This is a genomic window from Pseudoxanthomonas sp. GW835-FHT14C01, assembly GCF_058793715.1.
The window spans coordinates 67660-93494 of the sequence record NZ_JBXAGB010000002.1 but is presented as its reverse complement, the minus strand read 5'-3'; the positions used below and the strand labels follow the sequence as shown (position 1 = coordinate 93494).

The window sequence follows — 25835 nt, the reverse complement described above, 5'->3', positions numbered from 1 at the left end:
GGGTGGGCAAGTCTACCAGCCGGGGCGACCGGCCGGTCTGCCGGCGAGGGTCAGGGCCGGACGTACACGATCACGTCGCGGCCGACGCCGGCCCGGCAGGTTCAGCGCGCGGAAGCCCCCGCCGCGGCCGCGCCTCCTGCGCGACGGGTCTGCTCGCGCAACGCGATGGCCTGCCGCGTCCGCTCGTTGCCGGGTCCCAATGCCTTGTCGAGCAGCGCGATGGCAGCCTCGAAACGCTGCTCGGACTCGGCCGTACGGCCGAGCCGGCCTACGATGGCCGCATAGGTGTAACCCACCACGCCGATGAAGAAATGGCTGTCGCCGAACACCGGCGGCGCCTGCGCCATGGTGCGTCGCTCCAGTGCTTCGGCCTCGCGGTAGCGGCCCAGGTCGACCAGCGCCCGGGCCAGGTTGTGGTCGCAGATCAGGGTGTTGGGGTGGGTCGCGCCGGCAACGGCATGCTCGGCCTCGCAACTGCGCTGCAGATAGTCGTACTGACGCTGCAGGTTTCCGGTCTCGCCGTACAGCACGCCCAGGTTGTTGAGCAGGCTGCGATAGTCGCTGGAATCGTGCCCGTAGTCGGCGGCGCGCGCGTCCAGCGTGGCCAGCATCAGCGCCTCCGCCTCGGGATAGCGCTTGAGCGATTGCAGCACCAGCGACAGGTCAGACGCGATGGTCAGCGTGTGATCGTGGCGTTTGCCCAGGACATCGCCCGCCAACACGTGCGCCGACTGCAGCACGGGCAGCGCCTGCTCGTGACGCTCGGCCAGGAACAGCGCGCCGCCTAGTCCGCGCATCGCTTCCAGCGTGGCGATGTGGCCGCGCCCGTGCAGTGCTTCGCGCCCGGCCAAGGCCTGGCGGTAGTCGGCGATGGCGGCATCGTAATTGCCCAGTTCGCGCTGGGCGTTGGCGCGGTAGACCCGCGCGGTCAGGCTCTCGGTCGCACTATCACCGAACTGCGAGACCACGGCCGGCAGCAGCGTGTCCAGCGCCGCCAGCGCACCGGCCGCATCACCGGCATGCAGCAGGGCGAAGGCGTCGTCCAGCCCGGCACGCGCACGCACCGCCGGATCCGCATGGGTCAGCAGCGGCGCCAGCATCTGCCGCGCGCGCGCCTGGTCTCCCTTGCGCGTCCACAGTTTGGCCAGGTCCGTGCGTACCTCGACCTCCAGTTCCACCTGGCCTGCCTGCGCGGGTGCGATCTCCAGCGCCGTCTCCAGCTGGCGCTGCGCCTTGTCGAACTCGCCCAGGTTCAGATACGCGCGACCCAATGCAAGACGCACCGAGGCTTCGGTGGCCGGCTGTTCGGGGAAACGGCTGCCGACCTCGCGCGCGGCGGCATCGAGCAGGTCGCGCACCTGCACGTCGCTGCGCCCGGACACCAGCGGGTTCGCTTGGCCGAGCAGGTCGTCGGTGAGGAAACGGTTGACCGCTGCCGCGATCCTCGCCTCGGACTCGGCCTGCTGGCGGGCGCTGCGCACCTGCAGCAGCAGGCCCGCCACCACGCACAGGACCACGCCCAGTACACCGCTGGCCATGACCCAACGTCGTCGACGCGCCGCCGACAACGCGAGGGTACGGCGCATGCGCTCGGCCTCTTCGTGCAGATCCTGCTCGCGCTGCCGCGCCTCGCGACGCGCATCCAGCGTGCGCAGGCGCCGGGCCAGCTCCGAGGCATCGCCCAGCCGGGCGGCCGGTTCGCCGGCAGCGGCGGCGGCGATGTCCTCGCCCAGCAGCGGATCGTCCACGTGCTGTTCCCAGCCGGGCGCGAATGGCCGCAGGTTGTCGCCGGCCAGCATCTGGTAGAGCAGCACCCCCAGCGCATAGATGTCGGAGCGCGCGGTCGGCGGCTGTCCGGCCAGCACTTCCGGCGCCAGGTACAGCAGGGTGCCGCCCGAATCGGCGCCGGCGGCGTCGGCAACGGTGAACCCCATGCGGGTGATTTCCAGCGCTTCCAGCCGGGCCAGGTCGATCAGCCGGCCGCTGCCGAAGTCGGCGAGCCGGACTTGGGGAGCGCCCGTCGCGTCGACATCGACCAGCACGTTGCCCGGCTTGAGGTCCTTGTGCAGCACACCGACCGAATGCGCGGCGGCCAGCGCGTCCGCTATCTGCGCCACCATTTCGAGCCGCTGCGTCATGGGCACTTGGGCCAGGCCACCTTCCGTGGCCGCCCAGTCCAGCAGCGAACCGCCTTCGACGTAGTCGTACTCCACGTAGAACGGCGACTCTTCCAGATTCCAGTCCAGCAGCCGCACGAAATCGGCGCGCGGACCGAGCGAATCGGCCAACACCCGCTGCAAGGTGATCTCGCGCTTGAGCGAGGTCAGGCTGTCCGGGTCCAGGGCGAACTTGAACACACGCCGCTCGCCCGTCTTGGCATGACGCACGCACCAGACTTCACCGGAACCCCCGGCACCCAGGCGCCGCTCCAGCCGCCACAGCGGACGCAGCGGCGGTACCCCGTCCACCTCCAGCTCAGGCAGCGCCGGCAACAGCGGCTGCGGACCACTGGCCTCGACCTGGACGGGCGCGATCAGCCGGTAGCCGTAGCCGTGGATGGTCTTGATCAGGGCCTGCGATTCGTCGCGCAGGCCCTGCCGCAGGCGTGCCATGGCCTTGGTCAGGACCGCGTCGCTGAGGATGCGGCCGTCCCAGACCGCATCCAGCAGTTCCTGCTTGGTGACCACCTCGCCCGCGTGCTGCAACAGGTGCCAGAGCACTTCCAGCGGCTTGCGCTCCAGCTTCACCGGCGCGCCGGCGACGCTCAGGTCGAGGCTGCGGCCGTCGAACAGGCACTCGCCAAAGCGGAAACGCCATTCGCGCCGCCCGTCCAACCCTGTCGGAGCGCCTTCTTGATCGTTGATTTTCAAGGAAAAGCTCCAGCGTCCCGCAAAAGTAGGGAAAAGGTAGGAATTCCGTCACGCCCCATGCCGGGAACGGGCCCACCGTGCGTCCCTTCGCCACTGCAGGGGACTTCGATGGGGACCACGCTCGACCCGACTATCAATACAGGACGCCGGTTGGCCGGCGCAATCGCACTCGCGCTGGCATTGTCGGCCACGGCCTGCAGCAGCGTGCCGCGCCGCGACGCCGCCGCGGAGGCGCCCGCAACGGTCGACCGCAGCCAGTTGCTGCTGCAGGCACGACACGCGCTTGAACAGGGCCAGGGAACCCGGGCCCAGGCATTGGCCGAAGGCCTGCTCGCCCGTGACATGCGCGACCCCGGCCATCACCTGCTGCTGGCCGCCGCCCACCAGATCCAGGACGAGGCCTCGTTGCTGGACGTGGCCGGCTCCGGTCTGGAAGCCGCTGCCCGGCTCGGCGACAGCGGCCCCTGGCCGGCGTACTTGGCCGGCATCAACGCCATGCGCGAGCAGCGCCATGCCGCAGCCCAGGAAGCCTTCGCCCGCGCGGTGATGGCGGCCCCCGATGCCGCCTGGGCCTACGAGGGGCTGGCCGCCGCGTCCTACATGACCGGCGATCTCGCGCTGGCGCGTGCCTCGGCCACACGCGCCAGCGCGCTGGAACCGCAGGCCATCGGTGCGTGGCGCACCTCCGTCCTGGCCGCCGCCGGCGCCGACGACGCGCCTGCCGTCGCCCGTCTGGTCGCGAGCGCCCCCCTTGCCATGCCGTCGTCGCAACGCGAGCAGGTGGTCCAGCGTGCCGATGCCCTGCTGCGTACCGCGGCGGTCGACGCGACCACGCCCGGTGGCATCGACGGCGGTGACGCGTTCGCCGGAGACGCCGCGCCGGCCCCGCAGCAGCTCACCGTGGACGTGACCCTGATCCTGGGCGACCTGCGCCGCAGCCGCAGCCGGGGCGTCAACCTGCTGGAGTCGCTGCAGGTGCAGTTCGGCAAGAGCCACCAGCGCCAGCGCGTGAGCGATGTGTCCGGCACCGCCGAAAGCACCTCGATCACCCGCCTGATCCGCATCCCCGACATCACCTACAACCTCAACATCCTTAACCGCGGTCAGCGCAACTACGAAGTGATCGCGCGGCCCAGCCTGAGCGCATTCCTCGGCGAGCAATCCACGTTCTTCGTCGGCGAACAGCTCAACGTCGCGCTCAGCGGCGTGCAGTTCGCGCAGTTGGACAAGATCAACGTCGGTGTCGGCCTGAAGATCACCCCGGCCGAGATCCGCCAGGACGGCGCGCGCTTCCGCGTGGAGGCCGATCGCAGCTTCTTCAGCGACCAGGGCGTGGGCAGTTTTTCCCAGCAGCTGGCGACCTTCCAGCAGAACGTCGCGGCCACCGCCGACGTGCGCTTCGGCGAGACGCTGGTGCTCAGCGGCCTGAGCGAATCGGTCAGCGATGGCAACGAGTCGGGCGTGCCGGTGCTGGGCGACATCCCGGTGCTGGACATGGCCTTCAACCGCAAGACCGACCAGCGCCGGCAGCGCTCGGTGATCATCCTGGTGACACCATCGCGGCCTCTCGGCCTGGCCACCAGTGAGCGACGCGGCGACGCGGTGCAGAAGCTGATGCGGCTCTGGGACACGCTGGTCGAGCCGAACCATGGGATCGCGGCGACCGCCGACAGATTCCAGCAAAGCCGCTTTTTCTCGCGCGCCTCGGTCTCCGATGTCGGCGTGCGCGACCTGCACGATCCGCAGCTGCGGCACGCCTTCCTGGCTGCACTGCCGCAACCCGTGGCGTCGGCCGCCATGCCGGATGCGGCGGCTCGATGAACGCGACGCGCTTCAGGTCGGGCATCGCGTGGCTCGTACTGGGTGCGATGGCGGCACCCGGCGCGGCGTCGGCGCAGGCAAGCCCGCTGTGGCTGTGCGCCGACATCGAGGCACGGCCCGGAACGCGGTCCGCGCCGTCGACGTGCTACGCCGGCGTGCCCTGCATCGTGTCGGTCCAGGAGGCCGATGCGGATGCGCTGCAGATCCAGTCCGTGCCCGGCACCGTCGCCCGGCTGCGTGCCGGCACCGCGGTACCAAGGCACTGTCCGCGCACGCCGACCAGCACGATGTCACTGCTGCGCGTGGAGACCGCTGTACCCGGCCAGAAGCTGGTGTTGCGCCGACCGGCAGCACTGGGTGTAGCGCCGCGCGAACACCACATCCCGTTGCGGGTCGCGCCGGACCGCGCCTTCCTTGATCCGCGCCAGCCCGCCGCCAGCGAACAGGGCCGCGTCGGCGAGGGGCGGCTGTACACCTTCACCGGTCGCGGCCTCGATTCGATGCGCCTGCGCGCGGACGCACCGGTGTCGCGCAATGGCGAAGACGCCGCCCGCATCCAGTGGCGTTCACCGGACGGCCGCCAAGTCCGCATCCATCTCGCGCCACGCCACGCCGGTGTGCTGTCCACCGAAACGCTGTTCGAGTTTTCCGGCCAGTCCATCCCCGCGCTCAACCGCGACCTGGGATGGCCGGTCCTGCAGGTCCATCCCGCGCACTGAGCGCACCCACCAAGGAACCACCATGCCCGCCCGTCCGCTTTTGCTGTTGCTATGCCTGCTCGCCGGTGTTGCCGGCAGCGTGCCAGCACCGGCGCAGACTCCACCGCGCCTTATCAACCCGCCCACTGGCCCGCAGATCGATGCGCGCAAGCTACCGGTGCTGCGTGCGCTCGGCCCGCAGATGGAGCTGCTCAAAGCGTTCGACCGCAACGAGGCGCAGTCGTCGAACGGTCCGTTTCCGCTGGCGACCCGCCTGTATGTCGGTCGCCCGTTCGATATCTCGCTGGCGTTCCGCAACCTGCCCGAGGGAACCCTGCGGGTGGAGCTTGACCGCAGCCGCTATCCGGCCGATGGCGTCTCCCAGTTCAACCCGTCCACCAACCGCATCCTCTCGACCACCGAGGAGAAGCGCAACGTGTCGATGGTCGTGCGCGAAGGGGCGGTGCCGCCCGACGGCGTGGTCAAGCTGCACCTGCTGGCCCTCGTCGACCGGCCCGATGGCCGTCGCGAAACGTTCGCCTTCGACCACGCTTACGTGATCATGACCCGGATGCGGCGCGAGACGTGGACGCGCACCGGCGAGATGGCGGAGATGTTCAGCCTGCAGCCCTCGTTCGGCCCGAGCCCGTCGGTGTGCGAAGGCGAATCGTGGACACCGGCAGGCACCTACCCGGTTGGTAAAAGCGTACGCAACGGCAAGGTCGTGTTTACCATCCGCAGCGGCCCACTGGGCACCTGGTGCAACTGGATCAGCCGCACGACCCAAACCCCGGCGCTGGACTATCCGTCGAAGGTCGTGGCGATCACCTGGTCGGCGCGGGCCAGCGACCAATGCACCAAGCCCAAGCCGGACTTCGACCTCGATCCGCCCCCGATGGGCATGGACCAGCGCACCGACTGGGTGCAGGTCGGCAACGGCCGCCAAGTAGTGGCCAACCTGCGTAACCTCACGGGCAGCCGCCTGCCGGTCATGCTGCTGGCCATGCGCTGCAACAACACCCTGCTCAACGACCACTTCCTCGAAGTCACATGGGACTCGGTGGAAGTGGAAGTTCCGGAAGGTCGCCCGTGGTCGTGGGGCCGCTGATGCGCACCTTCCTCCGCGCCGGCGCGCGCATCGCCGCCCTCATCCTGTGCCTGATCTCAGCCACCGCCACCGCCCAGGTACAGGCCATCCCCGAGCGCAAGGTCGATCCCCCGCAAGCCGTGCCAACAATGCCGCAACCGGGCCAGTTGAAGCGGCCAGACCCGGTGGTCGGCCCAGTGCGCATGCCGCCCGCCGTGGCCATCATCCGCTACTACGACCCAGAGACAGGGCGCAGCAGCGATGTGTACCAGGGCAATCCGATCTACGTGAAGCTGGAGTTCACCAACCTGCCGCCTGGCGAAGTGAATGTGGACGTGTCCGCAAGCCGCAACCCAGGCAATAGCGTCTGGACGCGCGAAGATCTCACGCCCAATTCCCTCACTTCCTTCAGCACACCGCGCCGCGTCGGCCAAGATGGCACACTCACGTTGGAGACCTATGTCACCTTCAGCCTTGGACCCGTGCTGCCGACCGGAGGCTCGCCATTGCACATGGCCGTGGTCTACGCCGATCGCAGCAAGCCGAGGGTGGAGGTCAGCACAAGGCCGCTGCCGGTCATCGGGATGAAGGTCCACACGGCCGGACTCCCGGCCCATATCGTCGAACTGGGCGACTTCGGTGGCTGGACGTATGGCACCGGCTCACGGGACAGGGGTTGGGGCTGCTCCGCTCCGGGGACGCGGTTCTCGCGCCAGGATGTCGGTGTGTTCGCGGACGGCGGCAAGATGCGGATCCGCACCCGCAGCGGCCCACTCGGCACCTATTGCCCGTGGGAAACCCACAAGCGGATTGGCCTCCGCTACCCGTGGCGGGTGACCGCGATCCGCTTCGGCTCCAGCAGCTCGGACACCACGCGTTGCTGGGTGCAGTCGCCAGTCAGGCAGATGTACTTCAGCCACGGACGCGATGCCGACACGATCAGCATGATTCCTGGCAGGGTCGCATTGGGCTACGGCAACGAGGGCCTCGGCAGCGTGCCGCGCATGGTCGGCGTTACCGAATGCACTAACACCCTGGTCGACGACCAGTTCGTGGAGCTGCGCTGGGACAACATCGAGTTGCTGGGCCCCGTCAACGGAAATCCCGCCGATGCGTGGCCGTTCCCTCTACCGTGAGTGCATGCCGGACCCGGGCACTGAAGACGTCCCCGGCGCGTGGTGGCGAGTACGCAGTCCATCGCTGAAAGCCACCGTGAGGTGAGCACGCGACCGCCGACCTCAAGGCTGGACATACTCCACCACGTCCAGCCCGAAGCCGGCCAGGCCGACCTGCCGGCGTGGCGTGCCCAGCACCCGCAGCCTGCCCAGGCCCAAGTCGGCCAGGATCTGCGCGCCGGCACCGTTGCGGCGCCACTGGCCGACGTCCTTGGCGTTGGCCTGCACCTCCGGCTGCTTGCGCAGGCGCGCCAGCAACGCGTCGGCGCTGCGCGGTTCGGACAGCACCACCATCACGCCCTGCCCTTCGGCCGCGATCGCCCGCAGCGCATCGGTCGCGTGCACGCCGAAGTCGTCGCGGCGCCAGTGCAGCAGGTCGCTCAGCGGGTTTTCCACCTGCACGCGCACCAGCGTCGGCGTGGCCTTGTCGGGCGTGCCGCGGACCAGCGCGAAGTGCAGGTCGTGCGCGATGCGGTCGCGGTAGGTGACCAGTTGGAACGGGCCGAACTCGGTCTCGATATCGCGCGCGTCGATGCGCTCGACGGTGTGTTCGGTGGCCAGGCGATAGGCGATCAGGTCGGCGATCGACCCCATCTTCAACCCGTGCTCGCGCGCGAACACTTCCAACTGCGGGCGGCGCGCCATGCTGCCGTCGGGATTCAGCACTTCCACCAGCACGCCGGCCGGCTCCAGGCCGGCGAGCAGCGGCAGGTCGCTGGCCGCTTCGGTGTGGCCCGCGCGCGTCAGCACGCCGCCGGGCTGGGCGATCAGCGGGAAGATGTGGCCCGGCTGGCTGAGGTCGCTGGCCTTCGCATCCGGACGTACGGCGGTGCGCACGGTATGCGCGCGGTCGTAGGCGGAAATGCCGGTGGTCACGCCCTCGGCCGCCTCGATGCTGACGGTGAAGTTGGTATGGAACTGCGCGGTATTGGTCTGCACCATCGGCGACAGTCCGAGCTGCGCGCAACGCTCGCGCGTCAGCGACAGGCAGACCAGTCCGCGCGCATGCGTGACCATGAAGTTGATGTCCGACGGCTTGACCAGCTCGGCGGCCATGATCAGGTCGCCTTCGTTCTCGCGGTCCTCGTCGTCGACGATGACGACCATGCGGCCGTGGCGGATCTCTTCCAGCAGTTCGGGGATCGGGGCGAAGTTCATGCGCCGCTCCTTTCGCCCAGCAGGCGTTCGACATAGCGCGCCACCAGGTCGATCTCCAGGTTCACCGCATCGCCCACGGCGGTGGCGGCGAACGCGGTGTGCGACACCGTGTGCGGGATCAGCGCGACCTCGAAGCCCTCGCCGTCGACCTCGTTGACAGTCAGGCTGACGCCGTCGACGCAGATCGAGCCCTTCTTGGCGATGTACTTCAGCAGTGGCGCTGGCGCGGCGAAGCGCCAGCGTTGCGCGCGCGCATCGTCGTGCACGGACAGCACGCGGCCCACGCCATCGACATGGCCACTGACCAGATGGCCGCCGAGGCGGTCGGTCGGTCGCATCGCACGTTCCAGGTTCACGACGGCGCCTTCCGCCAGTCCGCCGAGCGTAGTCAGCGACAGCGTCTCGGTGGAGGCATCGGCCTGGAAGCTGGCGTCGTCGAACGCGATCACGGTCAGGCACACGCCGCTCACCGCGATGCTCTCGCCCAACCGAACGGCGTCGAACGGCAGCGAGCCGGTGGCGACGGTCAGGCGGACGTCACCGCCCAGCGGCTGCAGCGCGGCGATGCGGCCGACGCCTTCGATGATGCCGGTGAACATCAGCACACCTCCGCAAGGAGGACGGGAAAAGCACGGGACATCGTGGAAGGCATGGAACGTCTCTCGCGAAAGCGAAGCGGAGACGCCTCCGGGGCGCGAAGGCAGGCGCACGACGCCGCGCTCGCGCGCGGTTCGGCGTTGCCGTCTTCTTTCATCCGGACTATGACCGTCGGCTCCGGCATCGGACCGGATCTGCTGACCCTTCGGCAGCATTGGAAAGTCCGCACAGGGACGTGCGGGCTCTTGCGAGGGACTCGCATGCTGCCCAAGGCGCTCGCGGGCTCGTCGCTGCGCGACCTACCGCCGGTGGGGAATCGCACCCCGCCCTGAAGACGTCGTTGGTGGTGTGCCGGCGGACCGGCCGGCGCATTCTACACGCAGGGTCCGGCGGCGGCTCTGAACGGAGCGTTCCGCGGGCTCAGGTGGTCGGCTTGCGGCGCAGGTGCAGGATCAGCGGCCAGCGCATCGTGCGCACGCGCTGCGGATCGCCCCAGACTTCGGCCAGCGCCGGCGTGTGGGCGTAGACCGGGTCTTCTCCGGTGGCCGCGCGATAGCTGCCGGTCGCCGACAGGCTGCCGAAATAGCCCAGCAGCGTGGGCAGGTTCCATTCGGCGGTCAGCCACAGCCGCGGCGTGGGGATGGTCTCGAACGGCCATACATAATCGCCATAGCCCATGTCCACGTCGGCGCGCTCGGGCGGCCAGTACGGATCGATGTCGTCGCGGACCTTCTCGGCCGCCTCGGCCAGGTCGTCCTCGAAGATGATGTCCTGGTAGGTCCACGCCGCCAGCACGCCGCCGGGCCGCAGGACGCGCTCGCAGGTGGCGAAGAAGCGGTGGCGGTCGAACCAGTGCAGCGCCTGCGCCACCGCGATCAGCTCGACGCTGCCATCGGCCAGCGCCGTCGTTTCGGCCGGTTCGACCGCCAGGCTGACGTTGGCATCCGGCTGGCCGTTCGCCCAGTGGCGCTTGATCTGCGCGGCGCTGGGATCGGTGGCGTACACATGGGCGAAGCGCGCGGCCAGTCCGCGGGTGGCCTGGCCGCTGCCGCAGCCGGGCTCCCAGACCTGCGCGCTGGCCGGCACCGCCGCTGCGATCGCGTCGTACAGCGTCTCCGGATAGGTGGGGCGCGAGGCGAAATAGACGTCGGCGACGCCGGAAAAATGATCCTTGAAGGCCACCATGGCGTGCGTTCTAGCGGGCAGGTTGCAGCAGGAGGCGGTGATCTTCGCCAATCGCGCGGCTGTCCACAATCGTCAGTTTCATGCGGTCGGCCATCGCCTGGATGCCCAGTCCGCCGAACAGCGGGCGCGCCTGGTCGCCCAGCAGCACCGGCGCGACGTACAGCAGCACCTCGTCGGCCAGGCCCGCGGCCAGGAACGCACCCGCCAGCGTCGCGCCGGCTTCGGCGTGCACTTCGTTGATGCCGCGCGTCGCCAGCAACTCAAGCACCGCCTTCAGGTCGACGTTGCTGCCCGTCGCCGGCGCCACCACGCGCTGGACATCGACATCGCGCGGCGGCTTCGCGTCGGCGGAGTGGACATAAAGCGTCGGGGCATCGCCCTGGCGCACGTTGCCGCGTGCGACCGTGGCCAGGCCGGGGTCCAGCACCACGCGCAGCGGCGGCTCGAACGGCGTGTCGTCACCGAAGCGCACCGTCAGCGAGGGATCGTCCGCCAGCACCGTGCCGGCACCGGTAAGGATGGCGCCGGCACGCGCGCGCCAGCGCATCACGTCGCGGCGCGAGGCCTCGCCGCTGATCCACTTGGAGTCGCCATTCGCCATCGCGGTGCGCCCATCCAGGCTGGTGGCGAGCTTTACCCGCATCCACGGCCGCCCGCGCTCCACGCGCGACAGGAAGCCACGATTCAGACGTCGCGCCTGCGCTTCCATCAGTCCTGCCTGCACGGCGACGCCGGCTGCGCGCAACCGGTCGAAGCCGGCCCCGTCGACCTGCGGGAACGGATCGCGCATCGCCGCCACGACACGCGCGACGCCGGCCGCGATCAGCGCGTCCGCGCAGGGGCCGGTACGCCCGGTGTGCGCGCAGGGCTCGAGCGTGACGTAGGCCGTGGCGCCCTGCGCGCGCTCGCCGGCCGCCTGCAGCGCGAACACCTCCGCATGCGGGCCTCCGGCCTTCTGGTGCCAGCCTTCGCCCACGATCTGCTCGCCCTGCACGATGACGCAGCCGACCATCGGGTTCGGCCGCGTGGTGTAGGCGCCGCGCTCGGCCAGCCGCAGCGCGCGCGCCATGCACTGGTGGTCGAAGGCGGAGAAGGCGGTGTCAGTCATGCAGCGTCCACGCGACATCGAAAGGGGCGCCAGTATGCGCCACGCGCTGCGCGGGGTGGATCGACATGATCACCACCGGCGTGCCGTGCAGCGACGTGCGCTCTTCCGCCTGCCAGCCGAGCGAGGCATAGAAGTCCTCGTGCCAGAGGGTGAACAGCCGCAGCACCGCCACGCCTTCGCGGGCCGCGTGCGCGACGGCCGCATCGACCAGGATCCTTCCGCCGCCGCGGCCGCGCGCCGCGGGCACCACGAACAGACTGCCCAGCCAGGGGCTGCCGCGATCCTGCAAGGCGGGTGCATCCTCGATGAGAAGGCTGACCGAGCCGACCAGGTCATCGCCGTCAAGCAACAGCAGCGTGGTCGGCAGCGACGTACGCGAGGCATGGTCGCGGAGTTCGGCATCCGCGGCATCCAGCGTCCAGTCGTCGTAGAGCGCGCCCCATTCCCGGTGGTGCCAGCGCGCGAGCGATCCGATGTACGCCGGGTGCCGCCCGATCGCCTCGATGCGCACGATTCAGCGCTTCTTGTTCTTGTCCGCGTGCTTGTCGAACGGGACCACGTCGCCGCCGAGCAGCGACAGCTGGCCGGCCCCGGCGGGGAGATCGCGTTCGAGCTTCTCGATCTCTTCGCGGAAATCCGCGACATCCTCGAAGCTGCGGTAGACCGACGCGAAACGCACATAGCCCACGTGGTCCAGCTTGCGCAGCTCGTTCATGACGAACTCGCCGATCTTGCGCGATGCGATCTCGCGCTCGCCGCTCATGCGGATGGCATGGATCACCGCACGCACGGCGGCCTCGATCTGCTCTTCCGACACCGGCCGCTTCTGCAGCGCGCGATCGAAGCCGGCGCGCAGCTTGCGCGCGTCGAAGGTGTCGCGGCGGCCATCGCCCTTGATGACCGCCGGCAGCTTGATCTCGATGTTCTCCAGCGTCGAGAACCGCTCACCGCATGCCTCGCACTCGCGACGACGGCGGATCGTCGCGCCGTCCTCGGACACGCGCGAATCGATCACGCGGGTGTCGGTGTGCTGGCAGAAGGGGCAATGCATCGTCGTGGATCAGCCGTAGACGGGATACTTCCGGCACTGCGCAGTGACGTTGTCCCGCACCTTGGCCAGCACGGCCTCGTCGCTGGGTGCGTCGAGCACGTCGCAGATCCAGTTGGCCAGATCGACGCAGTCCTGCTCGCCGTAACCGCGCGTGGTGACGGCGGGCGTACCGATGCGCAGGCCCGAGGTCACGAAGGGCTTGCGCGGGTCGTTCGGCACGGAGTTCTTGTTGACGGTGATGTGCGCCTTGCCCAGCGCTTCTTCCGCATCCTTGCCGCTGACGTCCTTGCCGATCATGTCGACCAGCATCAGGTGGTTCTCGGTGCCGCCGGACACGATCTTGTAACCGCGCGCGATGATCGTCTTCGCCATCGCCTGCGCGTTCTTCACGACCTGCGCCTGGTAGGCCTTGAACTCCGGCTCCAGCGCTTCCTTGAAGGCCACGGCCTTGGCCGCGATGACGTGCATCAGCGGGCCGCCCTGGATGCCCGGGAAGACGATGCTCTGCAGCTTCTTCTCGATCTCCTCGCCGGCGCCCTTGGCGACGATGATGCCGCCGCGCGGGCCGCGCAGCGTCTTGTGCGTGGTCGAAGTGACCACGTGGGCATGCGGCAGCGGGTTCGGATAGACGCCGGCGGCGACTAGGCCGGCCACATGCGCCATGTCCACGAACAGGTAGGCGCCGACCTTGTCGGCGATGGCGCGGAAGCGCGCCCAGTCGACCACCTGCGAGTAGGCGGAGAAGCCGGCCACGACCATCTTCGGCTTGTGCTCCAGCGCCAGCTTCTCGACCTCGTCGTAGTCGATCAGGCCCTGGTCGTTCACGCCGTACTGGACGGCGTTGAACAGCTTGCCGGAGGCGTTGACCTTGGCGCCGTGGGTCAGGTGGCCGCCATGGGCCAGGCTCATGCCCAGGATGGTGTCGCCCGGATTCAACAGGGCGAAATAGACCGCCTGGTTGGCCTGCGAGCCGGAATGCGGCTGCACGTTGGCATAGTCGGCGCCGAACAGCTGCTTCACGCGGTCGATCGCCAACTGCTCGGCGATGTCCACGTACTCGCAACCGCCGTAGTAGCGCTTGTGCGGGTAGCCCTCGGCGTACTTGTTGGTCAGCACGCTGCCCTGGGCTTCCAGCACGCGGGGGCTGGCGTAGTTCTCGCTGGCGATCAGCTCGACGTGATCCTCCTGCCGGCGCGCCTCGTGGGCGATGGCCTGGGCCAGTTCGGGATCGTAGGTTTCGATGCGGGCGTCGCGCGGGAACATCGGGTCTCCGGGGAGCAAGGGCGGGCGGGATGGCCGATTGTAGCCCGCCCGGCCCGGGGCCACCCCGTCCCGTCGGCCTCCGGAAAAGGAAAAGCGCGCCGGAGCGCGCTTTTCGGGGCATCGGACCGCTCGGCTCAGTGGTGCAGCAGCAGGTCGGCGATGATGCCGGTGGCGATGGCGACCATCAGCAGGTTGCCGCGGTCGTCGCGCACCCAGTGGTAGCCACGGGGGGGGTGACGCACGTGGTACCGGTTGTAGTCGTTCACCACGTAGACCGGGCCCTGGTAATAGTCGCGGTAGCGCTGGCCCTTGGCCCAGCGGTGATAGCCCGGAGCCGGACGGTAGACCACGCGCGGCGGCGCGTAATAGCGGCGGTCGTCGTAACGACGGTCGTAGCGGCGATCGTCCCGACGGCCATCGTTATAGCCGTGGCGATAGGCCTGGCGCTGGTCGCGGTAATCCCGGCGGTCGTCCCGGCGATCATCGCGCCAGTCGCGACGGTCATCGCGACGGTCATGGTGGTGCGAACGGCCGCGATCATGGCCGCGATCGTCGCGCGCCAGCACGGGAGCAGTGACGGCGAAGGCCAGGACAGCGCAGGCCATGCTCTGGAAAATACGCTTGGTGTTCATGTGAAAGCCCTCTGTGTGGCACGTGAGCCCATCATGCCGATCACATCTGAACGGTCTCCGGCTGGAAACGGTTACGGCCATGTCAAAACGGTGTGGACGAATCGTATTCAGCCGCCGGTCGGCCGTGCCCGAAAGGCTATAATCGCCGCCTTCCCTTCTGCCTCCCCGCCCGCCGCTGCCCGGCCGGGCGCCGGGGCCTGCGTACCGGAGCCTGCATGTCCTCGCAATACATCTACACCATGAACCGGGTCAGCAAGGTGGTCCCGCCCAAGCGGCAGATCATCAAGGACATCTCACTGTCGTTCTTCCCGGGCGCGAAGATCGGCCTGCTGGGCCTGAACGGCGCCGGCAAGTCCACGGTACTGAAGATCATGGCCGGCGTGGACACCGATTTCGAAGGCGAGGCCCGCCCGCAACCCGGCATCAAGGTCGGCTACCTGGCGCAGGAGCCGGAGCTGAATCCCGAACACACCGTCCGCCAGGCCGTCGAGGAAGGCGTGGGCGACGTGCTGCAGGCGCAGGCCGCGCTGGAAGCCGTCTATGCCGCCTACGCGGAAGAAGGCGCCGACTTCGACGCGCTGGCCAAGGAACAGGAGCGCCTGGAAGCCATCCTCGCCGCCGGCGACGCGCATACGCTGGAAAACCAGCTGGACGTGGCCGCCGACGCGCTGCGCCTGCCGCCGTGGGACGCCATCGTCGGCAAGCTGTCCGGCGGCGAAAAGCGTCGCGTGGCGCTGTGCCGCCTGCTGCTGCAGAAGCCCGACATGCTGCTGCTCGACGAACCGACCAACCATCTGGACGCCGAGTCCGTCGAGTGGCTGGAACAGTTCCTCGCCCGCTACACCGGCACCGTGGTGGCCGTCACCCACGACCGCTACTTCCTCGACAACGCCGCCGAGTGGATCCTCGAACTCGACCGCGGCCGCGGCATCCCGTGGAAGGGCAACTACACCGACTGGCTGGTCCAGAAGGACGAACGCCTGAAGCAGGAAGATAACCAGGAGAAGGCCCGCCAGAAGGCGATCCAGAAGGAACTGGAATGGTCGCGCCAGAACGCCAAGGGCGGCCGCTCCAAGGGCAAGGCCCGCCTGGCGCGCCTGGAAGAGCTGCAGTCGGTCGACTACCAGCGCCGCAACGAGACCAACGAGATCTTCATTCCGCCGGGCGAACGCCTGGGCAACTCGGTGATCGAGTTCAAGAACGTCTCGAAGAAGTTCGGCGACCGCCTGCTGATCGACAACCTCAGCTTCCTGGTCCCGGGCGGCGCGATCGTCGGCATTATCGGTCCGAACGGCGCCGGCAAGTCGACGCTGTTCAAGATGATCACCGGCCAGGAGAAGCCGGACTCCGGCGAGATCGTCAAAGGCCCGACCGTGCAGCTGGCCTACGTGGACCAGAGCCGCGACAAGCTGGAAGGCAACCACAACGTCTTCCAGGAAATCTCGGGCGGCCTGGACATCCTCAACATCAATGGTGTCGAGATCCAGTCGCGCGCGTACATCGGCCGCTTCAACTTCAAGGGCCAGGACCAGCAGAAGATGGTCGGCTCGCTGTCCGGTGGCGAACGCGGCCGCCTGCACATGGCGAAGACGCTGCTGCAGGGCGGCAACGTGCTGCTGCTCGACGAACCGTCGAACGATCTGGACATCGAGACCCTCCGTGCGCTGGAAGACGCGCTGCTGGAGTTTCCCGGCAACACCTTCGTCATTTCGCACGACCGCTGGTTCCTGGACCGCATCGCCACGCACATCCTCGCCTTCGAAGGCGACTCGCACGTGGAGTTCTTCCAGGGCAACTACCGCGAGTACGAGGAAGACAAGAAGCGTCGTCTGGGCGAAGAAGGTGCGCGTCCGCACCGCCTGCGGTTCAAGGCGCTGAAGTGACGTCCGCGCGCTGAGCTCCACGAAAAAGCCCGCCGAAAGGCGGGCTTTTCACGTACCGATGGAATCAGTACATCAGGAGCGCTACGACCAGGATCAGCGCCTGCGTCATCACGCCGCTGACCACGAAGAAGATTGCGAAACCCAACCCGGCACGCAATAGCGTCTTCCACCATGGATATCTCCGGAAGAGCTGTATCAGCGAGAAGACTCCGAACAGCACCGACAATGTCGTCGCCCACACTGCATGCTGTGGAAGCCATCGACTAAACAACAGCAGCACCCCCCAGAACACGAACGACTGCACCGTCAGGAATGCCGTGATCACGAGCCATTCCGGATAGTTGAAATTCGCGAAACGATGGAAAGACAGCCTGAAGGCTGCGGCTTCGAATGGGAGCAGCAACAGCGTGAACAGCGCGAAATACTGATTCATCCAGCCCGCAACACGTCCTGACGCCTTCATGGCCGTCGCCATGCCCTTGCTGACCTCGCCATTGACCGCAGGCATCGAGGCGGAGACCTGGTCCATTACGCCTTCGCCCAGCCAGTATTTGCTCAGAAACACGACGACCGCCGCCATGACCATGATCAGCAGCATCGGCTTGACCTGGTTCGCCCGGCGCCCTTCCAGGTACGCACGCATCATGTGGCCCGGCCGCAGCATCAGTTCCTTCAGCGAGTAGAGGATGCCGCGATCCATGTGGAGCACGCTGTGCTCCAGTTCGTGACCGAGGAAATGCCAGTCGATGCGGTGCGCCGGCGTGGGTTGACCGCATGCCGGACAGAACTTCTGCTCAGGACCCTCAATCGCCCGCGCGCAATTGGCGCACGCCCCCGTCTCCGACATCGCCATCCCCATGGCAGCAAAGCGTCGCATTCTAGAGTGACGAGCCCGCGTTTTGGGAACGCGGCGCGCACCCTAGTCCATCGGCAACCCGAACACCTTGCGCAGATAAGCGACGAAATCGGGATCGTCACTCATGCCCTTGCCGGGCGTGTCACTGACCTTGGCGACGGGCTGTCCCTGGCAGCGCACCATCTTCAGCACCAGCTGCAGGGGCTTCGGGCCGAGATCGTTGGTCAGGTTGGTGCCGATCCCGAACCCCACCTTGCAACGGCCACGGAAGTGGGCGTGGATGCGCAGCACCGCTTCGATATCCAGCCCGTCGCTGAAGACCAGCGTCTTGCCCTGCGGATCGATCCGCTGCGATTCCAGATGCGCGATGACGCGATCACCCCACGCCAGCGGATCGCCCGAATCGTGGCGCATGCCGTCGAACAGCTTGCTGAAGTACAGATCGAAGTCGCGCAGGAAGGCGTCCAGCCCCACCACGTCCGACAGCGCGATGCCCAGATCGCCGCGGTACTCCTGCGCCCACGCCTCGAACGCGGCCCGCTGCGAATCACGCAGGCGCGGCCCCAGTTGCTGGAAGGCCTGCAGCCACTCGTGCGCCATGGTGCCATGCGGCGTCATGCCGTACAGCCGGGCGAAATGGATGTTGCTGGTGCCGACGAACTGCCCGCCCAGCACCTCCCGGCAGATCGGCAGCAGCCTCGCATGCCAGTCGTACGAGTAGCGGCGTCGCGTGCCGAAATCGGTAATGGTGCAGTCCGGCGCGGCATCGCGCAGCTGTCCCAGCTTGGCGCGCAGGCGGCGCTCGCCTTCCTGAAGGTCGCCACCGGGCTGCGCGCGCATCCAGGTCTCGCTGATGATCGCCAGCACCGGCACTTCGAACAGGATGGTCTGCAGCCACGGGCCGTCGATGGTCAGGTCCAGTTCGCCGGGCACGTGCGTGGAAGGCGCGATGTGCACATGGCGCCGGCGCAGCTGGAACTGCTCCAGGAAGTCGACGAAGTCGGGCTTGATGTAGCGCAGCGTGGACAGGAAGCGCAGCTCTTCCTCGCTGAAGCGCAGTTCGCACAGCCGGTCGATCCCGGTCGAGATCGCCTCCAGGTGCTGCGCCAGGTCCACGCCCGGCGTGCGGCACTTGAAGCGGTACAGCACCTGCGCGCCCGGATGCTGGTGCAGGACCGCCTGCATCATCGTGAGTTTGTAGAGATCGGTGTCGAGCAGCGAAGGGATCGTCATGCCGGTCGCACAGCCTGCGTTGGGGGGACGCCATCGTCGCATGCCGGACGGGCATCCTTGGCGCGGACGGCACCCTTCGCCCCAAGGCGGGGAAATCCCGCACCTTGATAGTGCCAATTAAAGCGGTACGTCTCCACGCCGATAGCGCTTCAATACCGGGACAGACGTCTCGCCGGCGTCCACCGGCATGCCGTGGTCCCGTCCCTTTTCCCCAAGGAGCGCCATGAACGCCTGCACCACCGCTTCCGTGTCCGACGTCGGCATCGACGACCACATCCAGTCCGTGTCCGGGCTGTCGGATTCGTTGTTGAAGCAGTTGCGGCAGTCGCTGCAGAAGATCGACGAGATCAACCGCGTCACCCGCATCATCTCGATGAATGCCCGCATCGAAGCCGTCCGCATCGGCACGGCCGGCCGCAGCTTCGGGGTGATCGCCGAAGAGATGGATACGCTGTCGCGGCGGGTCAGCGATACGGCGCAGGAGATCGACCGCATGGCCGGCCACACCAGTACCGATCTGCGGGAACGGCTGGACCAGTTGCAGACGAACGTGCGCCGTACCCGGTTGACCGACCTGGCACTGGCCAACATTGACCTGATCGACCGCAACCTCTACGAGCGCAGCTGCGACGTGCGCTGGTGGGCCACCGACGCCGCCATGGTGGCCGCGCTGCAGGACGCGCAACCCGCCGCCCTCTCGCACGCCAGCCAGCGGCTCGGCCAGATCCTCGATTCGTACACGGTCTACTTCGACCTGGTGCTGGCCGACCTCCACGGCAACATCATCGCCAACGGACGGCCTCGCCAGTACCGCTCGGTCGGGCAGTCGGTGGCGCAGCAGGCGTGGTTCCAGTCGGCGATGGCCACCGCCAGCGGCGAGGAGTTCGGCTTCCAGTCGATGCACGGCAGCCCGCTGGCCGGCGGCGAACGCGTGCTGGTCTACGCCTGCACGGTGCGCGAAGGCGGCCGGGTGACCGGACGTCCGCTCGGCGTGCTCGGCATCGTGTTCCGCTGGGACGCGCTGGCGCAGACCATCGTCGAACGCACGCCGCTGTCGGAGGCGGAATGGGGGCGCAGCCGGGTCTGCATCGTGGATCCGCAGGGCCAGGTACTGGCCGACACCCCGGGCGGCGACACCGCGTCCACGCGACTGGACTTTCCCGGCCGCGCATCGTTGTTCGGGGAGTCCCGTGCCGCGGTCGACCTGGTCATCGACGGTCGCCCGCACTGCGTGGCGCAGGCGGCTTCACCCGGCTACGAGACCTACCGCACGGGCTGGCATTGCGTGATCGTGCAAAGCCTCGGCTGACGCCTTTCCCGTCAGGCCAGCCACACCTCGCCGTCGCGCACCTGCACGGCGACGGCCCTCAGTGCGTCGCCACGGCAGGGCCCGGCGACGCAGTCGCCGCGCACCAGCTCGAACGACGCGCCGTGGGCGGCGCAGACCAGATGGCCGTCCTTGCTCCTGAGGAATTGGCCGGGCGCCCAGTCGAGACGCCGGCCGGCATGCGGACAGACATTCAGCCAGGCGCGCACCCCGTCACTGTCGCGATAAAGAATCAAAGACTCCGCATCGTCACCGATCGTGGCCTCAACCTCGGCGAAACCGCCTTCGGCGATGTCGTTCAGTGCACTCAGTCGCATGGCGCTTAACGAAGTCCTCACACTGTCATCTAACAGTCACCCGATACTGCGCGTACCGGCTCCGGCCGCATTCTGTCACGACGCAACGCCATGTACGCACGCCATTTCCAGTTCAACGCTTTCCGCCACGTCTTCGCGCCGCGCAAGCCGCGCCATCCGCTGCTGCGGGTCGGTCTGGGCCTGCTGGGTGTCGCCCTGCTGGGGGTGCTGGTGTTCTTCAGCGTGTTCGTCGGCGCCGCAATGATCGCGGGCGGTCTGGTCTACAAGCTGGTGCGCCAGCGCGGCAAGCCGCCGGCGCGCGATGCGCGCGTGATGGATGCCGAGTACCGCGTGGTCCGCAAGCAGGCGCTGCCGCTCCCGCGCTGATCGCAACAGGGCGGAACGCCGTTTCCCGCCTACACTCTGCGGCCGTTCTTCTTGTCCACGGCCGCCATGACCGACCTGATTCCTGCCCCGCCCGTCCCGCGCGTGCCCGTGCGCGGCGGCGCCACGTTCCCCGTGCGCCGTATCTTCTGTGTCGGACGCAATTTCGCGGACCATGCTCGTGAAATGGGTGCGGCCGCTCCGGCCTCGAAGGCGGAACGCGGAACGCCGGTGTTCTTTCACAAGCCGGCCGACGCCCTGGTCACCGGCGATGCCGACGTGCCCTATCCGCCCGGCACGCAGGACCTGCACCACGAGGTGGAACTGGTCGTCGCGCTCGGCGTCGACGCGCCGCCGGGCGAACTGGGTCGCGATGTCGCGGCGTCGCTGGTGATCGCCTACGGCGTGGGCCTGGACCTCACGCGCCGCGACCTGCAGGCGGCCGCCAAGGCCAAGGGCCTGCCGTGGGACACCGGCAAGGGCTTCGACCACTCCGCTCCGATCAGCGAACTGGTCGCGGCAGTCGACGTCGCGGCGCTGGAAGACCGCACCCTGACCCTGCGCGTGAACGGCGAAACGCGCCAGCACGGATCGCTGCACGACCTGATCTGGGACGTACCCGACATCCTGCACGAACTGTCGAAGCTGTATGCGCTGAAGGCCGGCGACCTGGTTTTCATGGGCACGCCGGCGGGCGTGGCCGCGCTCGTGCCGGGCGACAGGTTCGTCGCCTCTCTGGACGGTGTGGTGGCGCTGCAGGGCCGCATCACGCCCTGAGTGGCGCAACAGCGGTCGCCATGCGCGCTATAGTCCCCGCCGAGGGCGCGACGACGCCGACAGACAGGACAACAGCATGGGCATGGTCAGCGAGTTCAAGGAGTTCATCGCGCGCGGCAACGTGGTCGACCTCGCGGTCGGCGTGGTGATCGGCGCCGCGTTCGGCAAGATCGTCACCACGCTGGTCGACAAGATCATCATGCCGCCGATCGGGCTGCTGGTCGGCGGCATCGACTTCTCGAAGTGGGCGTGGACCTTGAAGGAAGCCACGGTAGACGCGGCCGGCAAGGAAGTCCCTGCCGTCGTGATCGGCATCGGCGAGTTCCTCAACACGGTGATCCAGTTCGTGATCGTGGCGTTCGCGATCTTCGTGCTCGTCAAGGCCGTCAACCGCCTGCACCGCAAGCCCGAAGCGGCGCCTGCCGCACCGCCCGAAGACGTCCTGCTGCTGCGCGAGATCCGCGATGCGCTAAAGAAGTAAGCGGACGCTGCATTCCGAACCGGCAACACCGGCAAAGGAACCGCGAGGCCACGGGCTGCTAAGCTCGTGGCCTTCGTTTTTCCGGGATATGCCATGCGCCTTGCTCCGCTGCTGCTCGCCCTGACCCTCGCCGTTCCGGCCTTCGCTGCCCAGCGCGAGACCCGCATCCCCGACGCCGCGCTCGCCACCGCCGCCACGCTGCGCGAGCAGGCGCTGGCCGACGACACCGGCTGGAAGGTCGTCGAATCGCTGACCACCGAGATCGGTCCGCGCCTGGCCGGCAGCGAGGCCGATGCGAAGGCGGTGGCGTGGGCGCAGGCGAAGTTCAACGCGCTCGGCTTCGACAAGGTGTGGCTGGAGCCGGTGACCTTCCCGAAATGGGTACGTCGCAGCGAGCACGCCGCCATCGTCGGTGCGCACGCCCAGCCGATCACGATCACCGCGCTGGGCGGCAGCCCGGCCGGCACGGTGGAGGCGGAGATCGTCCGCTTCGCCGACCTGGCCGCGCTGGAAGGCGCACCGGACGGTTCGCTGGCCGGCAAGATCGTCTTCGTCGATTACCAGATGAAGGCCGCGCGCGATGGCAGCGACTATCGCAACGGCGGCGCGATCCGCTCGAAGGGGCCGTCGGCGGCGATCCGCAAGGGTGCGGTCGCGTTCCTGATGCGCTCGGCCGGCACCGACCACCATCGCGTCGCGCATACCGGCATCACCCGCTTCGACGACGGCCTCACACCGGTGCCGTCGGCATCGCTGACCATTCCCGATGCCGACCAGTTGGCGCGCCTGCTGCAACGTGGACCGGTGCGCGTGTCGCTGGCCCTCGATTGTGGCTGGGACGGCGAATACACCTCGCACAACGTCATCGGCGAGATCACCGGGCGCAGCCTGCCGAAGGAGGTCGTGGTGATCGGCGGGCATCTGGATTCGTGGGACCTGGGCACCGGCGCGATCGACGACGGTGCCGGCATTGGCATCACCATGGCGGCCGGCCACCTGATCGGGAAGCTCAAGCAGGCGCCGAAGCGCACGATCCGCGTAATCGCCTTCGCCAACGAGGAACAGGGCCTTTACGGCGGCAAGGCGTATGCCGAGAAGCACCTGGCCGACATCACCCGCCACCAGATCGCCGCCGAAAGCGACTTCGGTGCAGGCCGTATCTATGCCTTCAACACCGGCGCGCCCGAGCACGCACGCAAGGCGACCGAGCAGATCGCTCAGGCACTGGCGCCGCTCGGAATCGAGTACGCGCCCGGCAAGGGCAGCGCGGGACCGGACATCAGTCCGTTCGCGGCCAAGGGCATGGCGTGGGCGTGGCTGGCGCAGGACGGCACCGACTACTTCCACCTGCACCACAACGCCGACGACACGCTGGACAAGATCGATCCCGCCGCGCTGGCGCAGAACGTGGCGGCGTACACCGTGTTCGCGTATCTGGCGGCGGAAGCCGATGGCGACTTCGGCAGTCAGCTCAAGGAATGACGGCGTAGAGCCGAGCTTGCTCGGCTACGTGACATCGAAAGGGAGCAGCGGAGCAAGCTCCGCTCTACAACGGCAGAGGAGCAGCGGAGCAAGCTCCGCTCTACAGGCGCTGTTTCCACTGCGCCAGGAACACCGCGGTCGCGGCGGCGACATTGAGGCTTTCGACGGCGCCCGTGCCGGGAATCGACAGCTGCTGATCGCAGGCCTTCGCGAGCTGTGCATCCATGCCCTCGCCTTCTGCGCCCATCACGTAGACAAGACGTTGCGGCAGGTTCGCTGCGAACAGGTCGTCGCCACCGCGCACCACCGTGGCCGCGAGCGAGAAGCCGGCGCCGTGCAGTTGGCCGATGGCATTCTCGGGATTGCCCATGCGTACCAGCGGCACCTGTTCGGCGCCGCCTTCGGCGACACGCGCGGCCGCGCCGGAAATAGCCAGCGTCGAATCGCGCGGTAGCAGGAGGCCGGCCACGCCGAAGTGCGCGGCCGACCGCAGGATCGCGCCGAAGTTGTGCGGATTGCCCACGCCGTCCAGCCACAGCGCCGCCACGGGCTTGCCCTCCGGCAGCGTGCGCAACCAGTCGCCCATCGGCATCGGTTCGACCTTCAGCACATCGGCGACGACGCCCTCGTGGTGCGTGCTGGCGGCGAGACGATCGAGGCCGCCCTCCTCCACCACGCGATAACCGACCCGCTGCTTCACGCACCACGCCAACAGGGGCTTCAACGCCGGGATACGCGCTTCGGTCAGGTAAACCTTGCGGATGGCCTCCGGCCGACGCGCGAAGACCGCGTTCAGCGCATTGAGTCCGTACAGGCGCAGCTCGCTGCGCGATCCTCCCGCGGATCGCTCCTCGCGCGGCGCGTCGGCACGCGGTGGGCGATCATCCTGCGCGCGCGGCGGACGCCGCCGGTCCCCCGGCGGGTGGCCGGGACCGCGCGGCGGGCGATTGTTCCAGGGATTGCTCACGTCAGGCCTGCTTCTTCCAGAAATGGGCATTGCGGATGCCCAGCGCATCCGGGTCGAAGATCGGGTCGAGGCCGAGCTTCTTCTGCCGCTCGTAGTCGCGCAGCGCGATCAGCGCCGGCTTCTGCAGGATCAGGATCGCGATGACGTTCAACCACGCCATCAGGCCCACGCCGATGTCGCCCAGCGTCCACGCCATCGCGGCGTTGTGGTACGCGCCGAAGATCACCATGCCGACGATGCCCAGGCGCAGCAGCAGCGTCGCCAGCGGATGGGTCTTCTTCACGCCGGCCAGGTAGGTCAGGTTGGTCTCGGCCATGTAGTAGTACGCCATGATGGTGGTGAAGGCGAAGAAGAACAGCGCCAGCGCCACGAAGCCCGCGCCCCAGCCCGGCAGCACCGACTCCACCGCGGCCTGGGTGAACATCGCGCCTTCGGACGGTTGCACGCCGGGCACGCCGGAGAAGATCTCCACCAGCGTCTCCTTGCCGTTCTCGGTAACGCTCCTGAAGGTGTTGTACATGCCCGTGGACAGCACCAGGAACGCGGTCGACGTGCACACCAGCATGGTGTCGAAGTAGATCGCGAAGGCCTGCACGTAGCCCTGCTTGGCCGGATGCGAGACTTCGGCGGCGGCGGCCGCGTGCGGACCCGTGCCCTGGCCGGCCTCGTTGGCGTAGATGCCGCGCTTCACGCCCCAGATGATGGCCTGGCCGATGATCGCGCCGAAGGCCGCATGCGCGCCGAACGCGCTGGAGAAGATGTCGGCGAACATCGTCGGCACCTTGTCCGCGTTGACGATCATCACGGTGACCGCCATCAGGATGAAGCCCAGCGCCATGAACGGCACCACGACCTCGGCGAAGGTCGCGATGCGCTTGATGCCGCCGAAGATGATGACCGCCAGCAGCGCCGCCACGGCCAGGCCGATCCACAGCTTCATGCCGCCCACGCCGCCCAGCGATTCGCAGCCGACGGCGCCGCACAGCACGTTCGTCGCGCTGTCGGCGATGGCGTTCGCCTGCACCCCCGGCAGCAGGAAGCCCGCGGCGATGACGGTGGCGAGTGCGAACGTCACCGCATACCACTTCAGGCCCATCGCCTTTTCGATGTAATAGGCCGGGCCGCCGCGATAACGGCCTTCCGCATCCTTTTCCTTGTAGATCTGCGCCAGCGTGCACTCGATGTACGAGGTCGATGCGCCGAGGAAGCCCATCACCCACATCCAGAACACCGCGCCGGGACCGCCGTAGGCGATCGCCGTGGCGACGCCGGCGATATTGCCGATACCCATGCGTCCGGCCATCGAGATCGCGAGCGCCTGGAACGACGACACGCCCGCTTCCGACTTCTGTCCGGTGACCGTCAGCCGGCACATCTCGGCGAAGCCGCGGACCTGCATGACGCGGGTACGCAGGGTGAACCACAGGCCGGCGCCCAGACACAGCGCGATCAGCGCGTTGCTCCAGATGATGCCGTTCAACCAATTGAAAAAAGCTTCCACGGG

General features: G+C 68.1%; 24 protein-coding genes and 1 riboswitch. Of the genes, 10 read left to right on the top strand and 14 right to left on the bottom strand.

Translation table 11 applies throughout. The features are described 5' to 3' along the window. Positions 1-101: 101 nt before the first annotated feature. Complete coding sequence (locus tag AC1Q5B_RS07070) at positions 102-2870, bottom strand: tetratricopeptide repeat protein (RefSeq protein ID WP_492631029.1); 2769 nt, start codon at positions 2868-2870, stop codon at positions 102-104. A gap of 108 nt (positions 2871-2978) precedes the next feature. Between AC1Q5B_RS07070 and AC1Q5B_RS07065 the strand changes: the two genes are divergently transcribed. From AC1Q5B_RS07065 to AC1Q5B_RS07050, 4 genes are read left to right on the top strand one after another with little or no spacing between them, the layout of a single operon-like run. Further along, the gene (locus AC1Q5B_RS07065) at positions 2979-4691 is read left to right on the top strand and encodes a type II secretion system protein GspD (RefSeq protein WP_492631028.1); all 1713 of its coding nucleotides are present in this window, start codon (positions 2979-2981) and stop codon (positions 4689-4691) included. Then, on the top strand, positions 4688-5410 hold the full coding sequence (locus tag AC1Q5B_RS07060) for a hypothetical protein (protein ID WP_492631027.1): 723 nt from the start codon (positions 4688-4690) through the stop codon (positions 5408-5410). The genes AC1Q5B_RS07065 and AC1Q5B_RS07060 overlap by 4 nt, the downstream gene beginning before the upstream one ends. Before the next feature lie 22 nt (positions 5411-5432). Further along, on the top strand, positions 5433-6497 hold the full coding sequence (locus tag AC1Q5B_RS07055) for a hypothetical protein (protein WP_492631026.1): 1065 nt from the start codon (positions 5433-5435) through the stop codon (positions 6495-6497). After that, positions 6497-7612 carry a hypothetical protein gene (locus AC1Q5B_RS07050; RefSeq protein ID WP_492631025.1) on the top strand — a complete coding sequence of 372 codons (1116 nt, stop codon included), beginning with the start codon at positions 6497-6499 and terminating at the stop codon, positions 7610-7612. The genes AC1Q5B_RS07055 and AC1Q5B_RS07050 overlap by 1 nt, the downstream gene beginning before the upstream one ends. A 102-nt stretch (positions 7613-7714) precedes the next feature. Here the strand turns inward: AC1Q5B_RS07050 and ribB are convergent, their stop codons facing one another. The 8 genes from ribB to AC1Q5B_RS07010 all read right to left on the bottom strand — a co-directional run bounded on the left by ribB (position 7715) and on the right by AC1Q5B_RS07010 (position 14645). Beyond that, a complete protein-coding gene (ribB, locus tag AC1Q5B_RS07045) occupies positions 7715-8809 on the bottom strand; it encodes a 3,4-dihydroxy-2-butanone-4-phosphate synthase (protein ID WP_492631024.1) in 1095 nt (364 codons plus the stop codon). Beyond that, complete coding sequence (locus tag AC1Q5B_RS07040) at positions 8806-9408, bottom strand: riboflavin synthase (protein ID WP_492631023.1); 603 nt, start codon at positions 9406-9408, stop codon at positions 8806-8808. The genes ribB and AC1Q5B_RS07040 overlap by 4 nt, the downstream gene beginning before the upstream one ends. A gap of 139 nt (positions 9409-9547) precedes the next feature. Next, positions 9548-9746: riboswitch (FMN riboswitch) on the bottom strand. Positions 9747-9826: 80 nt separating this feature from the next. Further along, positions 9827-10591: a class I SAM-dependent methyltransferase gene (locus AC1Q5B_RS07035; protein WP_492631022.1), complete on the bottom strand. Its 765-nt coding sequence runs from the start codon at positions 10589-10591 to the stop codon at positions 9827-9829. A gap of 10 nt (positions 10592-10601) precedes the next feature. After that, positions 10602-11699, bottom strand: a complete 1098-nt coding sequence (ribD, locus tag AC1Q5B_RS07030; protein WP_492631021.1) for a bifunctional diaminohydroxyphosphoribosylaminopyrimidine deaminase/5-amino-6-(5-phosphoribosylamino)uracil reductase RibD — start codon at positions 11697-11699, stop codon at positions 10602-10604. Further along, positions 11692-12210 (bottom strand): GNAT family N-acetyltransferase, encoded by a 519-nt coding sequence (locus tag AC1Q5B_RS07025; protein WP_492631020.1) that lies wholly within the window; start codon positions 12208-12210, stop codon positions 11692-11694. Before AC1Q5B_RS07025 ends, ribD begins: the two co-directional genes overlap by 8 nt. Before the next feature lie 3 nt (positions 12211-12213). Further along, positions 12214-12750 carry a transcriptional regulator NrdR gene (gene nrdR / locus AC1Q5B_RS07020; RefSeq protein ID WP_192202052.1) on the bottom strand — a complete coding sequence of 179 codons (537 nt, stop codon included), beginning with the start codon at positions 12748-12750 and terminating at the stop codon, positions 12214-12216. Between the two features lie 9 nt (positions 12751-12759). Continuing rightward, on the bottom strand, positions 12760-14013 hold the full coding sequence (gene glyA / locus AC1Q5B_RS07015) for a serine hydroxymethyltransferase (RefSeq protein WP_492631019.1): 1254 nt from the start codon (positions 14011-14013) through the stop codon (positions 12760-12762). Between the two features lie 134 nt (positions 14014-14147). Continuing rightward, positions 14148-14645, bottom strand: a complete 498-nt coding sequence (locus tag AC1Q5B_RS07010; RefSeq protein ID WP_492631018.1) for an RcnB family protein — start codon at positions 14643-14645, stop codon at positions 14148-14150. A 215-nt stretch (positions 14646-14860) separates the two neighbouring features. On the opposite strand from AC1Q5B_RS07010, the gene ettA reads away from it, so the two are divergent. Continuing rightward, the gene (gene ettA, locus AC1Q5B_RS07005; RefSeq protein ID WP_192272905.1) at positions 14861-16528 is read left to right on the top strand and encodes an energy-dependent translational throttle protein EttA; all 1668 of its coding nucleotides are present in this window, start codon (positions 14861-14863) and stop codon (positions 16526-16528) included. A 64-nt stretch (positions 16529-16592) separates the two neighbouring features. Here ettA and AC1Q5B_RS07000 read toward each other — a convergent pair whose 3' ends face one another. Beyond that, positions 16593-17387 (bottom strand): DUF3667 domain-containing protein, encoded by a 795-nt coding sequence (locus AC1Q5B_RS07000; protein ID WP_492631017.1) that lies wholly within the window; start codon positions 17385-17387, stop codon positions 16593-16595. Between the two features lie 60 nt (positions 17388-17447). Then, positions 17448-18617: a nicotinate phosphoribosyltransferase gene (pncB, locus tag AC1Q5B_RS06995; protein WP_492631016.1), complete on the bottom strand. Its 1170-nt coding sequence runs from the start codon at positions 18615-18617 to the stop codon at positions 17448-17450. A gap of 223 nt (positions 18618-18840) precedes the next feature. Here pncB and AC1Q5B_RS06990 point away from each other — a divergent pair, with 223 nt between their 5' ends. After that, a complete protein-coding gene (locus tag AC1Q5B_RS06990; RefSeq protein WP_492631015.1) occupies positions 18841-19926 on the top strand; it encodes a methyl-accepting chemotaxis protein in 1086 nt (361 codons plus the stop codon). 11 nt (positions 19927-19937) lie between these two features. On the opposite strand, the gene AC1Q5B_RS06985 is transcribed toward AC1Q5B_RS06990, so the two are convergent. After that, a complete protein-coding gene (locus AC1Q5B_RS06985; protein WP_492631014.1) occupies positions 19938-20261 on the bottom strand; it encodes a Rieske (2Fe-2S) protein in 324 nt (107 codons plus the stop codon). Positions 20262-20351: 90 nt separating this feature from the next. Here AC1Q5B_RS06985 and AC1Q5B_RS06980 point away from each other — a divergent pair, with 90 nt between their 5' ends. The 4 genes from AC1Q5B_RS06980 (at position 20352) to AC1Q5B_RS06965 (ending at position 23364) form a co-directional block, all read left to right on the top strand. Further along, complete coding sequence (locus AC1Q5B_RS06980; RefSeq protein ID WP_492631013.1) at positions 20352-20627, top strand: hypothetical protein; 276 nt, start codon at positions 20352-20354, stop codon at positions 20625-20627. A gap of 66 nt (positions 20628-20693) precedes the next feature. Beyond that, positions 20694-21401, top strand: a complete 708-nt coding sequence (locus tag AC1Q5B_RS06975; RefSeq protein WP_492631012.1) for a fumarylacetoacetate hydrolase family protein — start codon at positions 20694-20696, stop codon at positions 21399-21401. A 76-nt stretch (positions 21402-21477) separates the two neighbouring features. Further along, on the top strand, positions 21478-21882 hold the full coding sequence (gene mscL, locus AC1Q5B_RS06970) for a large-conductance mechanosensitive channel protein MscL (RefSeq protein WP_492631011.1): 405 nt from the start codon (positions 21478-21480) through the stop codon (positions 21880-21882). A 93-nt stretch (positions 21883-21975) separates the two neighbouring features. Next, a complete protein-coding gene (locus AC1Q5B_RS06965; RefSeq protein ID WP_492631010.1) occupies positions 21976-23364 on the top strand; it encodes a M28 family peptidase in 1389 nt (462 codons plus the stop codon). Between the two features lie 100 nt (positions 23365-23464). Here AC1Q5B_RS06965 and AC1Q5B_RS06960 read toward each other — a convergent pair whose 3' ends face one another. Together AC1Q5B_RS06960 and AC1Q5B_RS06955 are read right to left on the bottom strand one after the other, a co-directional pair. Continuing rightward, a complete protein-coding gene (locus tag AC1Q5B_RS06960; RefSeq protein ID WP_492631009.1) occupies positions 23465-24379 on the bottom strand; it encodes a TrmH family RNA methyltransferase in 915 nt (304 codons plus the stop codon). Beyond that, entirely contained in the window at positions 24333-25832 is a 1500-nt protein-coding gene (locus tag AC1Q5B_RS06955; protein WP_492631008.1) for an alanine/glycine:cation symporter family protein, read from the bottom strand. Before AC1Q5B_RS06955 ends, AC1Q5B_RS06960 begins: the two co-directional genes overlap by 47 nt. Between the last annotated feature and the right edge of the window lie 3 nt (positions 25833-25835).

Excerpts from the sequence above, each read along its gene's own strand:
- AC1Q5B_RS07065 (WP_492631028.1), top strand. The coding sequence starts at position 2,979 with ATGGGGACCACGCTCGACCCGACTATCAATACAGGACGCCGGTTGGCC.
- AC1Q5B_RS07060 (WP_492631027.1), top strand. The coding sequence starts at position 4,688 with ATGAACGCGACGCGCTTCAGGTCGGGCATCGCGTGGCTCGTACTGGGT.
- AC1Q5B_RS07055 (WP_492631026.1), top strand. The coding sequence starts at position 5,433 with ATGCCCGCCCGTCCGCTTTTGCTGTTGCTATGCCTGCTCGCCGGTGTT.
- AC1Q5B_RS07050 (WP_492631025.1), top strand. The coding sequence starts at position 6,497 with ATGCGCACCTTCCTCCGCGCCGGCGCGCGCATCGCCGCCCTCATCCTG.
- ribB (WP_492631024.1), bottom strand. The coding sequence starts at position 8,809 with ATGAACTTCGCCCCGATCCCCGAACTGCTGGAAGAGATCCGCCACGGC.
- AC1Q5B_RS07040 (WP_492631023.1), bottom strand. The coding sequence starts at position 9,408 with ATGTTCACCGGCATCATCGAAGGCGTCGGCCGCATCGCCGCGCTGCAG.
- AC1Q5B_RS07035 (WP_492631022.1), bottom strand. The coding sequence starts at position 10,591 with ATGGTGGCCTTCAAGGATCATTTTTCCGGCGTCGCCGACGTCTATTTC.
- ribD (WP_492631021.1), bottom strand. The coding sequence starts at position 11,699 with ATGACTGACACCGCCTTCTCCGCCTTCGACCACCAGTGCATGGCGCGC.
- nrdR (WP_192202052.1), bottom strand. The coding sequence starts at position 12,750 with ATGCATTGCCCCTTCTGCCAGCACACCGACACCCGCGTGATCGATTCG.
- glyA (WP_492631019.1), bottom strand. The coding sequence starts at position 14,013 with ATGTTCCCGCGCGACGCCCGCATCGAAACCTACGATCCCGAACTGGCC.
- AC1Q5B_RS07010 (WP_492631018.1), bottom strand. The coding sequence starts at position 14,645 with ATGAACACCAAGCGTATTTTCCAGAGCATGGCCTGCGCTGTCCTGGCC.
- ettA (WP_192272905.1), top strand. The coding sequence starts at position 14,861 with ATGTCCTCGCAATACATCTACACCATGAACCGGGTCAGCAAGGTGGTC.
- AC1Q5B_RS07000 (WP_492631017.1), bottom strand. The coding sequence starts at position 17,387 with ATGGGGATGGCGATGTCGGAGACGGGGGCGTGCGCCAATTGCGCGCGG.
- pncB (WP_492631016.1), bottom strand. The coding sequence starts at position 18,617 with ATGACGATCCCTTCGCTGCTCGACACCGATCTCTACAAACTCACGATG.
- AC1Q5B_RS06990 (WP_492631015.1), top strand. The coding sequence starts at position 18,841 with ATGAACGCCTGCACCACCGCTTCCGTGTCCGACGTCGGCATCGACGAC.
- AC1Q5B_RS06985 (WP_492631014.1), bottom strand. The coding sequence starts at position 20,261 with ATGCGACTGAGTGCACTGAACGACATCGCCGAAGGCGGTTTCGCCGAG.
- AC1Q5B_RS06980 (WP_492631013.1), top strand. The coding sequence starts at position 20,352 with ATGTACGCACGCCATTTCCAGTTCAACGCTTTCCGCCACGTCTTCGCG.
- AC1Q5B_RS06975 (WP_492631012.1), top strand. The coding sequence starts at position 20,694 with ATGACCGACCTGATTCCTGCCCCGCCCGTCCCGCGCGTGCCCGTGCGC.
- mscL (WP_492631011.1), top strand. The coding sequence starts at position 21,478 with ATGGGCATGGTCAGCGAGTTCAAGGAGTTCATCGCGCGCGGCAACGTG.
- AC1Q5B_RS06965 (WP_492631010.1), top strand. The coding sequence starts at position 21,976 with ATGCGCCTTGCTCCGCTGCTGCTCGCCCTGACCCTCGCCGTTCCGGCC.
- AC1Q5B_RS06960 (WP_492631009.1), bottom strand. The coding sequence starts at position 24,379 with ATGCGCTGGGCATCCGCAATGCCCATTTCTGGAAGAAGCAGGCCTGAC.